Consider the following 12,288-nt stretch of genomic DNA (forward strand, 5'->3'; position numbering starts at 1 on the left):
CCGCAGTGGTCAGACGCGCGGAGACCCTACTTCTTGAGGGCGCGGATGACACGGCTGAGAGCGCGTCCCACGACCCAGACGAACGGGATGCCGACGGCGACGAGAGAGACGAGGTTCGGCTCGAATCGCAGATCGTCGCCCTTGCGCACGTACGCCCCGACGGGGATGGCGTAACCGCCGCCACCGCCACCGCTGTTCCCCTCGTCGTCCTCGCCGGCCCCGAAGCCGCTCCACGTCAGCGCGACGGGGATGAGCCTGATGCCGTCGACATCCTGCTGTTCGCCGTAGACGCTGGTGACGCCGAGGTTCGCGGTCTGCTTGCCGAGTTCGAGTGCGAGGTTGGGCATGGACCCACCGTACCCTTCTCCGGGCGCCGCGGTACAGGTGTCAGTGTTCGTGGCCGGGGCGTGGATTGGTCGGCATGGCGCCGACGTCTCGGCGGGGTCCGAGCACGCTCGCTCGCGTCACCGCGCCCCGGCCGAAACGGGCCCGGGCTCCGTCGAGCGCATCATCGACGCGCCGCCATTCCTCGTCGTCGTCCCAGAGCGTCAGGCCGCCGGTGCCGTCCGGACGCAGCTTCTCCGCGCGGACGCCGATGAGCCTCACCGGTTGCGACAGCTCGACCGTCGAGAGCAGCTCGATCGCCGCCGACCCGATGCGCTGCCCGACATTGGTCGCCAAGGGCAGGGTCTGCGAGCGGGAGTACGTCGAGAAGTCGCTCAGGCGGACCTTGATCGATACGGTCCCGGCCTCCCAGCCACCCGCACGCAGTCGCGCGCCGACGCGGTCGGCCAGACGCCTCAGCTCGGACCGGAGCACCGTGAGGTCGGAGACGTCGCGCGAGAAGGTCTCCTCGTGCGAGACGCTCTTCTCCGCGCGCTCGGTCTGCACCTGGCGCGCGTCGTGTCCGCGCGAGAGGTGCCAGACGCGCTCACCCATGGCCGGCCCGAGCGCTCGATCGAGGACGGGCCTCGGAGTGTCCCAGACGTCGGCGACCGTCCGGATGCCGCGGGTGAGGAGCGCCTCGGCCGCCTTCGGTCCGACGCCCCACAACGCGCCGACCGGCCGGCCGCCGAGGAAGCGGAGCGTCTGGTGCTCGGCGACGACGAGCAGACCGTCGGGCTTGGAGATCGTCGACGCCATCTTCGCGACGTGCTTGGTCGCCGCGACCCCGACGCTGCACGTGAGGCCGGTCTCGCTCAGCACGCGGGCGCGGATGAGCTGCGCGATCTCGCGTGGACTCCCCCAGAGCCGACGAGCACCGCTCACGTCGAGAAACGCCTCGTCGATCGACAGCGGCTCGACCAACGGCGTGATCGATCGGAAGATCTCCATCACGCGCTGCGAGAGCTCGGCGTAGCGCTCGAACGTCGTCGGGACCACGATCGCCTGCGGGCACAGTTGCAGGGCGCGTGCAACCGGCATCGCCGACCGGACGCCGAAGCGCCTCGCTTCGTACGAGGCGCTCGACACGACGCCCCGGCGCTCAACGCCGCCGACAATGATCGGCTTTCCCGCGAGCGACGGATCATCCAGCACCGCGACGGCCGCGTAGAAGGCGTCCATGTCGACATGGAGGATTCGCGTGCCCGCGTCGTCCGCATCCGGCGGCGACACGATGCGTCCTGTCCCGTCGCCTCGTCCCATGCCTCTATTCTCGCCTCTGCCGCGGACACCGGAGCGGTCGTCCGACGACGAGGCGGCGCCGCCGGCCCTCGTCGCGCGAGGATGCCGGCGGCGCCGCCTGTGGTGCGCGCAGTGGCGCCGCCTACTGCGCCGCGCGCTCGAGGATCAGCTCGCGCACGCGCGCCGCGTCGGCCTGCCCCTTCATGGCCTTCATGACCGCGCCGATCACCGCTCCCGCGGCCTGCACCTTTCCGTCCTTGATCTTCGCCAGGACGTCGGGCTGGGCGGCGAGGGCGTCGTCGATCGCGGCGATCAGCGCGCCGTCGTCGGACACGACGGCCAGGCCGCGCGAATCCACGACCTCCTGCGGCGACCCTTCGCCGTCGATCACGCCTTCGAGCACCTGACGCGCCAGCTTGTCGGTCAGCGTGCCGGCATCCACGAGCTTCTGCAGCGCAGCCACGTCGGCGGGCGAGACCAGTGCCTGCGGCTCGGCGCCACGCGCGTTCGCGACGCGGGTGATCTCGCCGGTCCACCACTTGCGCGCCGAGGTCGGCGACGCCCCTGCTGCGACCGTCGCATCGACCTCCGCGAGCAGACCGCCGTTGACGACGTCCTGGAACTCGAGGTCGGTGAAGCCCCATTCGCCCTGCAGCCGGCGCCGCCGAGCGGCCGGCGGCTCGGGAAGGGCCGCGCGGAGCTCCTCGATCAGCTCGGGCGACGGCGCGACCGGCAGCAGATCGGGCTCGGGGAAGTACCGGTAGTCGTCGGCATCCGACTTCGGACGACCCGGCGAGGTCGTCCCGGTGTCCTCGTGCCAGTGCCGGGTCTCCTGCGTGATGGTTCCACCCTCGGCCAGGATGGCGGCCTGACGCTGGATCTCGTAGCGCACCGCGCGCTCGACGGAGCGCATCGAGTTGACGTTCTTCGTCTCGGTGCGCGTGCCGAGCTTGTGCTGACCCCGAGGACGAAGCGACACGTTCGCGTCGCAGCGCAGGTTGCCGCGCTCGAGGCGCGCCTCCGAGATGCCCAGGCCGATGACGATGTCGCGAATGGTGCGGACGTAGGCTTTCGCGATCTCCGGCGCACGGTGCTCGGCGCCGAAGATCGGCTTGGTCACGATCTCGACGAGCGGCACTCCTGCCCGGTTGTAGTCGACCAGCGAGAACTCGGCGCCCTGGATACGGCCGGCCGCGCCACCCATGTGGGTGAGCTTGCCGGCATCCTCCTCCATGTGCGCACGCTCGATGTCGACGGTCACGGTCGTGCCGTCGGAGAGCTCCACCTCGACCGCGCCCTCGAACGCGATCGGTTCGTCGTACTGCGAGATCTGGTAGTTCTTGCCGAGATCCGGGTAGAAGTAGTTCTTCCGCGCGAAGCGGCTCGACGGCGCGATCGAGCAGCCGAGCGCGAGGCCCAGGCTGATCGATGACCGGATCGCCGTCTCGTTGACGACCGGCAGCGCCCCGGGCAGGCCCATGTCGACCGGCGCCACGAGCGTGTTCGGAGCAGCGCCGTGGTTGTCGGGGTGAGCCGGGTTCGCAGCCGGCGAGAACATCTTCGTGCGCGTGTTGAGCTCGACGTGCACCTCGAAGCCGAGCACGGGCTCGAAGAGCTCCAGCGCCTTATCGAAGTCCATCAGTGCGACCTTGGCAGCCATCAGCGTGCCCCTCCCAGGATCGGTGCGCGGTCGAGCAGGGGGCCGCCCCAGCTGTCGACGAGCAGGGTCTCGAGCGCGGCGCCCACACGGTACAGCTGTGCGTCCTGGCGCGCAGGAGCGATGAACTGGATGCCGACCGGCAGCCCGTCGTCATCCGACAGTCCCGACGGGATGGAGATCCCCGGGACTCCGGCGAGGTTGACGGGAATGGTCGTCACGTCGTTCAGGTACATCTGCAGCGGATCGTCGATCTGCTCGCCGAGCCGGAACGCGGTGGTGGGCGCGGACGGAGTAGCGATGACGTCGACCTGCGCGAAGGCCTCGTCGAAGTCGCGCTGGATGAGCGTCCGCACCTTCTGGGCGCTGCCGTAGTAGGCGTCGTAGTAGCCCGCCGACAAAGCGTAGGTGCCGAGGATGATGCGGCGCTTGACCTCGTCGCCGAAGCCGGCTTCGCGGGTCGCCGACATGACGTCCTCGACGGTGCCGCCGGGCACGTCGACGCGAAGTCCGAAGCGCACCGAGTCGAACTTCGCGAGGTTGCTCGACGCCTCGGCCGGGAGGATCAGGTAGTACGCCGCGACCCCGTACTCGAAGTGCGGTGCGCTGATCTCGACGATCTCGGCGCCCTGCGCCTCCATCGCTGCCAGCGACGCACGGAACGACGCGCTGACGCCGGGCTGGAAGCCGACATCGGCGAGCTCGCGGATGACGCCGACCTTGAGTCCGCGCAGCACATCCCCGCGCGCGCCTTCGCGCGCTGCAGCGGCGAAGGAGGGCCACCGGTCCGCGAGCGACGTCGAGTCGTGCGGGTCGTGGCCGCCGATGACGTCGTGCAGCAGAGCCGCGTCGAGAACGGTGCGGGAGACAGGACCGACCTGGTCGAGGCTCGAGGCGAGGGCGATGGAACCATAGCGGCTCACGCCGCCGTACGTCGGCTTGACTCCGACCGTGCCCGTCACGTGCGCGGGCTGGCGGATCGAACCGCCGGTGTCGGAACCGAGGGCGAGCGGCGCCTCGAACGCGGCGACAGCGGCGGCGGAACCGCCGCCGGAGCCCCCAGGGATGCGGTCGAGGTCCCACGGGTTGCGGGTCGGTCCATACGCGGAGTGCTCCGTCGAGGAGCCCATCGCGAACTCGTCCATGTTCGTCTTGCCGAGCGGGACCAGTCCCGCGGCACGGGCGCGCGAGACGACTGTCGCGTCGTACGGCGACATGAAGCCCTCGAGGATCTTCGACCCGCTCGTCGACGGCATGTCCGTGGTGACGAGCACGTCCTTGATCGCGAGGGGGACGCCCGCCAGCTCGCCGAGCTCCTCACCGGCAGCACGGCGAGCGTCGATCTCGCCCGCCACCTCCAGGGCGTGGTCGGAGACGTGCAGGAACGCATGCACGTCTCCATCGACCGCCGCGATGCGGTCGAGGTGCGCCTGCGTCACCTCGACACTGCTGACGCTGCCGTCGGCCAGGCGCGCGGCGAGCTCGGCCGCACTGAGGCGGATCATGTCGCTCACTGCTCCTCCCCCAGGATCGCGGTCACGCGGAAGCGGTCGTCAGCGCGTTCGGGCGCGTTCCGGAGCACCTGCTCGACCGAGAGCATCTCGCCGGGGACGTCCTCGCGGAAGACGTTCTCCAGAGCGATCGGGTGGCTCGTCGCCGGGACATCCGGCGTCGCCACCTCCGACACCTTCGCGATGTTGTCGACGATCGCGTCGAGCTGTCCCGTGAGACGCTCGACCTCCTCGTCGTTCAGCTGGATCCGGGCGAGCACGCCGAGGTGGCGCACGAGATCGGGGGTGATTTCAGACACCCCACGATTCTAGTTGGGGGCCGATCGCCCGCGAGACCCGTAGGGTGTCAGCGTGACGACCTACGACCCGCCACGTCCCTGGATCGCCAGCTACGCCGACGGGGTGCCGGAGGATCTCCCGCCCATCGAGGGCTCGCTCGTCGACATCGTCGCGACGTCGGCACGGGAGCATCCCGACGCCCCGGCCCTGGAGTTCTTCGGCCGCACGGTCTCCTACCAGCAGCTGCAGGACCGGATCGAACGAGCGGCGGCGTACCTGCGGGATGCCGGAGTGCGCCGCGGCGACCGGGTCGCGATCGTTCTGCCCAACTGCCCGCAGCACATCGTGGCCTTCTACGCCGTTCTGCGTCTGGGAGCCGTCGTCATCGAGCACAACCCGCTCTACACGGCACGTGAGATGCGCAAGCAGTTCGAGGACCACGGCGCGAAGGTCGCCATCGTCTGGAGCAAGCTCGTGTCGGTGCTGCTCGACTTCCCCGACGATCTGGCGCTCAACGCCGTGATCGCCGTCGACATCACCACGGCTATGCCGTTCCACATGCGCGCGGCGCTGCGCCTGCCCATCGCCAAGGCGCGGGAGTCGCGCGAGGCGCTCACCTCTCCCGTGCCCCGCAATCGCGTGCACGGATTCTGGTCGGATGCCGAGCGCCACGATCCCCTGCCGGCAAGCCACGTGGGTCCGACCACGGGCGATCTCGCTCTCATCCAGTACACCAGCGGCACGACGGGCAACCCCAAGGGCGCGGCGCTCACCCATCGCAACCTCCTGGCGAACGCAGCCCAGGCGCAGGCGTGGACTCCGACGATCCAGCGAGGCGCGGGCTGCGTCGTCTACGCGGTGCTGCCCATGTTCCACGCTTACGGCCTGACCCTGTGCCTCACATTCGCGATGTCGATGGGTGCGCGGCTCGTCCTCTTCCCGAAGTTCGATCCGGCACTCGTGCTCGCGGTGCACAAGCGCCATCCGGCCACTCTCCTGCCCCTGGTGCCGCCGATCGCCGAGCGCCTGCTCGGGGCGGCCGATGCCGCGGGAGTGTCGCTCGCGGGAACGCAGGTCGCGATCTCCGGCGCGATGGCCCTCCCTCACGAGCTCGTGGTCCCGTTCGAAGCATCGACGGGCGGATACCTCGTCGAGGGATACGGGCTGTCGGAATGCTCCCCCGTCCTGATGGCCAATCCTGTGGCCGAGAACCGCCTCCCCGGCACCGTCGGCCTGCCGCTTCCGGGCACGGAGTGCCGCGTCGTGGACCCGGACGAACCGACGCGCGACGTCGAGCCGGGCGGGCGGGGCGAACTGCTGGTCCGCGGCCCCCAGGTGTTCACCGGCTACTACGGCAAGCCCGAGGAGACGGAGAAGGTCTTCGTCGACGGCTGGTTCCGCACGGGCGACATCGTGACCATCGACGAGGCAGGATTCGTGCGGATCGTCGACCGGATCAAGGAACTCATCATCACCGGCGGCTTCAACGTCGCCCCGACCGAGGTCGAGATCGCGCTGCGTCAGCACCCGCAGATCGCCGATGCCGCCGTCGTCGGCCTGCCCAGCGAGCACTCCGGCGAGGAAGTGGTGGCCGCGGTGGTCGCCGCCCCGGGGGCGACGATCGACGAGGCCGACGTGAAGGACTTCTGCCGCGGAATCCTGACGCCCTACAAGGTGCCGCGCCGGGTGGTCGTCGTCGACGAGCTCCCGAAGTCGATGATCGGCAAGGTGCTGCGCCGCCAGGTCCGCGATCGGCTCCTCGCGGGCTGATCCCGGACCTCCGCTCAGGCGCGGAAGGTCCCCTTCACGCGATGCGCCCCAACCGGGGAACGACACCACCTCTCCGACCGTGAGGTCCGACCCGGCCCGCACGCGCGCCACGACGTCGTCGATGAGAGGCCCGCGTTCGCGTCATTCAGCCCGAAGACGAGCACCTCGGGGTGACCGAGCCCGAACAGCCCGATCGAGGAGGCGAAACTCGGCTGACGGCGCGGCGGTGCTCCCGGTCAAGCCAGGCGATCTCCTGCGGGGTGAGCTGATCTGACAAGCGGCCTCCGTGAGATCGCCGTCACGGTAGGTCGGGCCGCGGACACCCGCGCTGAGTCATCCCCTGTTCAGGAATCGAGGGCGTCCGGTCCCTGCTCGACGAGGATGCGGAACTGCGCGGCATCGATGATCCGCACGCCGAGCTGCTCGGCCTTCGCGAGTTTGGATCCTGCGCCCGGCCCCGCCGCGACGAAGTCGGTCTTCTTCGAGACGGACGACCCGGCTTTGCCGCCGGCGGCGAGGATGGCCTCCTGTGCACCTTCGCGGGTGTATCCCTCGAGTGATCCCGTCGCCACGACGGTGATGCCCTCGAGGACTCCGCCCTCGACGACGGCTGCGCCGGGCCCGGGATGCCCCGGCACTTCGAGCCGCGCGCCGGCCGCTTCCCAGCGTTCCACGATCTCGCGGTGCCAGTCGACCTCGAACCAATCGATCAGAGAGTCCGCGATGATGCCGCCCACGCCCTCGACGGCCGCCAGCTCGTCCCGCGTCGCGGCGCGGATCGCTGCGATCGAGCCGAACCACTGCGCGAGGGCGCGCGCCGCCACCGGACCGACGTGGCGGATGCTGAGCGCGACGAGGAACCTCCAGAGCTCCTTGGTCTTGGCCTTCTCGAGTTCGTCGAGGAGCTTGAGTGCCTGCGCGGACGGTTGCGGGCCGGTCAGTCCCTCCTTCTTCTCGGCGGCCGAAGGGTTGCGCCGGAACGGAGCGCGCCGCACGGGCTCGCCCGTCTTGTCGTCGACGCGCGGCTCACCCGTCTCAGAGTCACGGACGATGACCTCGATCGGGACGAGCTGTTCGAGAGTCAACTCGAACAGGGCAGCCTCGGTGACCAGCGGCGGGGTGGCCTCGCCCAGCGGTTGCGTGAGGGCTGCTGCCGTGACCTCCCCGAGTGCTTCGATGTCGAGGGCGCCACGAGACCCGACGTGCTCGACGCGACCACGGACCTGCGCCGGGCAGGAGCGCGCGTTCGGACAGCGGAGGTCGATGTCGCCCTCTTTGGCGGGGCGCAGGGGCGAGCCGCACTCGGGGCAGTTCGTGGGCATGACGAACGCGCGCTCGGTCCCGTCGCGCAGCTCGACCACGGGTCCGAGCACCTCCGGGATGACGTCGCCCGCCTTCCGCAGCACGACGGTATCGCCGATGAGAACGCCCTTGGCCCGGACGACGTCCTGATTGTGCAACGTCGCCTGCCGCACGACGCTGCCCGCGACGCGGGCCGGTGCCATGACGGCGAAGGGCGTGGCCCGGCCGGTACGGCCGACCGACACGACGATGTCGAGAAGCTTGGTGTTGACCTGTTCCGGCGGGTACTTGTACGCGATCGCCCACCGGGGTGCGCGGCTGGTCGCACCCAGCTCGTCGTGCAGCGCCAGTTCGTCGATCTTGACGACGACACCGTCGAGCTCGTGCTCGACGCTATGGCGGTTCTCGCCGTAGTGCGCGACGTAGCCGAGGACACCCTCGATGCTCTCGTGGGTCTGCGAGTGCGGGCTGATGGGCAGACCCCACTCGGCCAGCAGCGCGTAGATCTCACTCTGCGACGACACCGGCGGGTTCTGCCACGCGCCGATGCCGTGCACGTAGAGCCGGAGCGAACGGACGCGGGCCTCGGACGCTTCGAGCTCGAGGCCCGTCTTCTTGTCGAGCTGCTGGCGCAGCCCCCCGCTCGCGGCGTTGCGAGGGTTCGCGAAGGCCGGGAATCGGCGCTCGGCACTGATGCGGGCGCGCTCCTCGTCGAACGCGCGGGAGCGGGACCGCGCCTCCTCGACCACACGATCGCGCATCTCGGCCTGGAGCGCGTTGAGCTGGGTGAACTCGGCGACGGGGATGAAGATCTCGCCGCGCACCTCGACGATCGCCGGGTGCCCGTCTCCTGCTAGTCGCTCCGGGATGCCGCTCACGCGGAGCGCGTTGACGGTGACGTCCTCGCCGACCCGCCCGTCGCCTCGCGTCGCGGCAGATGTCAGCACGCCGCGCTCGTAGCGCAGGCTGATCGCGAGTCCGTCGATCTTGAGCTCCGAGAGCCAGCGCACCGGGCGCCCCGCCGACGCCGCTGCTTTGACGCACCAATCTGTCAGCTCTTCGGGTGAGAAGACGTTGTCGAGGCTCAGCATGCGCTCGGCGTGCGTCACGGGCGCGAACAGCGTCGACTCGGCGGCGCCGACCGTCTGGGTGGGCGAGTCCTGCGACTGCAGTTGGGGATGCAGCCTCTCGAGCTCGTCGAGACGGCGCATCCACGCGTCGTACGTCGCATCGTCGACGACCTCGGCATCGCGACCGTAGTACGCGTCGCGTGCCGCGGTGATCCGCTCGATCAGGTCACGCGATTCTGCGCGTGCCTCGTCGAGGGTGATCTCGGGGAGTTCTCCGTCTGCCACCTCGTCAGTCTAGGCAGGGGGTACGACGCGCTGGACGGGGTTCCCGTGGCGCGGTTCGATGCGGTACGTGAACGAGCCGCGGTACCGGAAGATCTCGCCCACGAGACACGCCGACACCCTGACGTCCACCCATTGCACGGCGGCATCCGCGGGGTCGGCCGTCTCGACGACCGTGACCCTCGCCACGGTCGGAAGCGGCAGCCGCAGGGCGCCGCAGCGCACGGCGAGAGCCACGGACCGCAACCGCATGCCGGTGGAACCGGCCTCGGCACGCAGACGTACCTCCAACCCGCCGCGAAGGCCGAGGCGGTCGATGATCTCCCCCGACCTCGGACTGGTCATCGTGTCCACCATCCGGCGTCGTGCGCCGGCGAAGAAGAAGTCGCGCTCCCCACGGAGCGTGCCGTCGCGCTGGGGCGTGTTCGTGATCGCGAACGGTACGTCGGTGCCCGCCTCCGGGAACATCACGCCGCGCCGCGCGAACAGGCTCATCACGGGCCGCAGCCAGCGGGGCCCGCGATAGCCCGCCTCGTCGTAGACACCCCGGCCACGGCCCACGCTCCCGGCGGGTACCGGGCCGAAGTAGGTGCGCAGCACGGAGGGCAGGCTCAGGAGATCCGCTCCGAGCGCTCGCTCGTAGATCGAGCGCGGGTCCTCGGGTGCCGACGCATTCCTACTGAACATGTTCAAAAACTACTACGATGGCGTCATGATCGACACCCCACGCCGCGCCGTCGTCTCCGGCGCCTCCGGCTTCATCGGCGCCGCGGTCGTGGACGCTCTGACCACCGACGGCTACACGGTCGACACGATCGGCCGTACCGCGGAGACCACGTGGGAGGACACCGGCGCCATCGAACGGCTGGTGGACGGCGCAGACCTCCTGGTCAACCTCGCGGGCAGATCGGTGGACTGCCGCTACACCGACCACAACCGCGACGAGATCCTGCGCTCCCGCGTGGCGACGACGCAGACCCTCTCGGACGCCGTCCGCCGCGCCGCACTCCCCCCGCGGCTGTGGATCAACGCGTCGACGGCGACGATCTACCGTCATTCGGTCGACCGCCCGAACTCCGAATCCGCCGGGGAGCTCGGAACCGGGTTCTCGGTCGATGTCGCGCGGGCCTGGGAGGCCGCGTTCTTCGCCGAGGATCTTCCCGGAACACGCCGCGTCGCCCTCCGAATGGCCATCGTGGTGGGCGCGGGACCCGCCACCGCCATGTTGCTGACGCTCGCGCGCCTGGGACTCGGTGGCCCACAGATCGACGGTCCGATCATCCCGCACCGTCGCTATCGCGGCATCGGCGATCACCCGACCGGGAGCACCGCACCCTGGTATCGCACGCGTGGGCGACAGCGTTTCAGCTGGGTGCACATCGACGACGTCGTGGGCTCGCTCCGGTGGATCGACGCGCACGAGGACCTCCAGGGCGTCGTCAACGTCGCCAGTCCGCACGCGTCGGACAACCGCACGCTCATGCGAGAGCTGCGCTCGATCGTCGGGATGCCCTTCGGCATCCCCTCCTGGAGGTGGATGCTCGAACCCGCCATGTGGCTTCTGCGCACCGAACCGGAACTGGTGTTGAAGAGCCGCTGGATCGTCCCCGAGCGCCTCGTCGACGCGGGGTATCGGTTCCGCTACACCGCGCTGGGCGACGCGCTCGGAGACGCCGCCGACTCCATCACGCGTCGACCGGGACGGCCGAGACGGTCCGGTCGATCGTGAACTGTCCGAGCACGCGCGATCCCTCATAGATCACGGCCGTCTGCCCCGGAGCCACACCGTCGAACGGCGTGTCGGGGATGACCACGATCTCGTTCTCGGTGATCTCGGCCCGCGCCGGGACCGGGTCGGCGTGCGCCCGGATCTGTGCGTCACAGGCGAAGACCCGCTCGGACGGCGCCCGCCCCGCCCACGTGAACCGGCCGCCCGCGATCTCGGCGGTCGCCAGCGCCTCCTTCGGCCCCACCACGACGCGGTTGTCGACCGGCCGCACCTCGAGGACGAAACGCGGCTTGCCATCCGGCGCCGGAACTCCCAGCTGCAGCCCCCGGCGCTGACCCACGGTGAACGCGTGAGCGCCCTCGTGGCGCCCGACAACGGCTCCCGTGCGATCGACGATCTCGCCGGCCTCCGCCCCGACCTTCTCGGCGAGCCACCCGCGGGTGTCGCCGTCGGGGATGAAGCAGATGTCATGGCTGTCGGGCTTCTGCGCCACCGTCAGACCGCGCTCGGCCGCCTCGGCGCGCACCTCCGCCTTCGAGGGCGTCGACCCGAGCGGGAAGTACGTGTGGGCGAGCTGCTCCGCGGTGAGCACGCCGAGCACATATGACTGATCCTTCGCGGCATCCGACGCGCGATGCAGCTCGCGCCCCTCGGGACCGTCGACCAGGAGAGCGTAGTGACCGGTGCACACCGCATCGAAGCCGAGCTCGATCGCGCGTTCGAGCAGCGCCGCGAACTTGATCTTCTCGTTGCATCGCATGCACGGGTTCGGCGTCCGTCCGGCGCGGTACTCCGAGACGAAGTCGTCGATGACATCGTCACGGAATCGCTCGGAGAAGTCCCAGACGTAGAAGGGGATGCCGAGCAAATCCGCGGCACGGCGCGCATCCATCGCGTCCTCGATCGTGCAGCAGCCGCGGCTGCCGGCGCGCAGGGTGCCGCCCGCGCGCGAGAGGGCGAGGTGCACGCCCACGACGTCGTGTCCGGCGTCGACGGCTCGGGCCGCGGCGACCGCCGAATCGACGCCGCCGCTCATCGCAGCCAGTACTCGCATCGCTCCAG

10 protein-coding genes are annotated in these 12,288 nt (G+C 70.1%); 2 read left to right on the top strand and 8 right to left on the bottom strand.

Annotated features, from left to right (window positions below):
- Positions 1 to 26: 26 nt before the first annotated feature.
- From C3481_RS01885 to gatC, 5 genes are all read right to left on the bottom strand, one after another.
- Complete coding sequence (locus C3481_RS01885; protein WP_023950908.1) at positions 27 to 347, bottom strand: hypothetical protein; 321 nt, start codon at positions 345 to 347, stop codon at positions 27 to 29.
- Between the two features lie 40 nt (positions 348 to 387).
- Complete coding sequence (dinB, locus tag C3481_RS01890; RefSeq protein WP_023950910.1) at positions 388 to 1,647, bottom strand: DNA polymerase IV; 1,260 nt, start codon at positions 1,645 to 1,647, stop codon at positions 388 to 390.
- Positions 1,648 to 1,768: 121 nt separating this feature from the next.
- The gene (gene gatB, locus C3481_RS01895) at positions 1,769 to 3,286 is read right to left on the bottom strand and encodes an Asp-tRNA(Asn)/Glu-tRNA(Gln) amidotransferase subunit GatB (protein ID WP_023950912.1); all 1,518 of its coding nucleotides are present in this window, start codon (positions 3,284 to 3,286) and stop codon (positions 1,769 to 1,771) included.
- Positions 3,286 to 4,797 carry an Asp-tRNA(Asn)/Glu-tRNA(Gln) amidotransferase subunit GatA gene (gene gatA / locus C3481_RS01900; RefSeq protein ID WP_103840576.1) on the bottom strand — a complete coding sequence of 504 codons (1,512 nt, stop codon included), beginning with the start codon at positions 4,795 to 4,797 and terminating at the stop codon, positions 3,286 to 3,288. The genes gatB and gatA overlap by 1 nt, the downstream gene beginning before the upstream one ends.
- Positions 4,794 to 5,093: an Asp-tRNA(Asn)/Glu-tRNA(Gln) amidotransferase subunit GatC gene (gatC, locus tag C3481_RS01905; RefSeq protein ID WP_064956622.1), complete on the bottom strand. Its 300-nt coding sequence runs from the start codon at positions 5,091 to 5,093 to the stop codon at positions 4,794 to 4,796. The genes gatA and gatC overlap by 4 nt, the downstream gene beginning before the upstream one ends.
- Positions 5,094 to 5,145: 52 nt before the next feature.
- On the opposite strand from gatC, the gene C3481_RS01910 reads away from it, so the two are divergent.
- Positions 5,146 to 6,843, top strand: coding sequence for a long-chain-fatty-acid--CoA ligase (locus C3481_RS01910; RefSeq protein ID WP_103840578.1), 1,698 nt, complete (start codon positions 5,146 to 5,148; stop codon positions 6,841 to 6,843).
- 344 nt (positions 6,844 to 7,187) lie between these two features.
- On the opposite strand, the gene ligA is transcribed toward C3481_RS01910, so the two are convergent.
- Together ligA and C3481_RS01920 are read right to left on the bottom strand one after the other, a co-directional pair.
- Positions 7,188 to 9,500, bottom strand: a complete 2,313-nt coding sequence (ligA, locus tag C3481_RS01915; RefSeq protein WP_103840580.1) for an NAD-dependent DNA ligase LigA — start codon at positions 9,498 to 9,500, stop codon at positions 7,188 to 7,190.
- A 9-nt stretch (positions 9,501 to 9,509) separates the two neighbouring features.
- Positions 9,510 to 10,184: a DUF4166 domain-containing protein gene (locus C3481_RS01920; RefSeq protein WP_103840582.1), complete on the bottom strand. Its 675-nt coding sequence runs from the start codon at positions 10,182 to 10,184 to the stop codon at positions 9,510 to 9,512.
- Positions 10,185 to 10,209: 25 nt separating this feature from the next.
- Here C3481_RS01920 and C3481_RS01925 point away from each other — a divergent pair, with 25 nt between their 5' ends.
- Positions 10,210 to 11,226, top strand: a complete 1,017-nt coding sequence (locus C3481_RS01925) for an epimerase (RefSeq protein ID WP_258038998.1) — start codon at positions 10,210 to 10,212, stop codon at positions 11,224 to 11,226.
- Here C3481_RS01925 and mnmA read toward each other — a convergent pair.
- Entirely contained in the window at positions 11,183 to 12,280 is a 1,098-nt protein-coding gene (gene mnmA / locus C3481_RS01930; protein WP_023950924.1) for a tRNA 2-thiouridine(34) synthase MnmA, read from the bottom strand. The two genes, C3481_RS01925 and mnmA, sit on opposite strands and share 44 nt — an antisense overlap.
- Positions 12,281 to 12,288: the final 8 nt, after the last annotated feature.

The organism is Microbacterium sp. Ru50 (assembly GCF_002920555.1).
In the GTDB taxonomy this organism is placed as follows: Bacteria; Actinomycetota; Actinomycetes; order Actinomycetales; family Microbacteriaceae; genus Microbacterium; species Microbacterium arborescens.

Excerpts from the sequence above, each read along its gene's own strand:
- C3481_RS01885 (WP_023950908.1), bottom strand. The coding sequence starts at position 347 with ATGCCCAACCTCGCACTCGAACTCGGCAAGCAGACCGCGAACCTCGGC.
- dinB (WP_023950910.1), bottom strand. The coding sequence starts at position 1,647 with ATGGGACGAGGCGACGGGACAGGACGCATCGTGTCGCCGCCGGATGCG.
- gatB (WP_023950912.1), bottom strand. The coding sequence starts at position 3,286 with ATGGCTGCCAAGGTCGCACTGATGGACTTCGATAAGGCGCTGGAGCTC.
- C3481_RS01920 (WP_103840582.1), bottom strand. The coding sequence starts at position 10,184 with ATGTTCAGTAGGAATGCGTCGGCACCCGAGGACCCGCGCTCGATCTAC.
- C3481_RS01925 (WP_258038998.1), top strand. The coding sequence starts at position 10,210 with ATGATCGACACCCCACGCCGCGCCGTCGTCTCCGGCGCCTCCGGCTTC.
- mnmA (WP_023950924.1), bottom strand. The coding sequence starts at position 12,280 with ATGCGAGTACTGGCTGCGATGAGCGGCGGCGTCGATTCGGCGGTCGCC.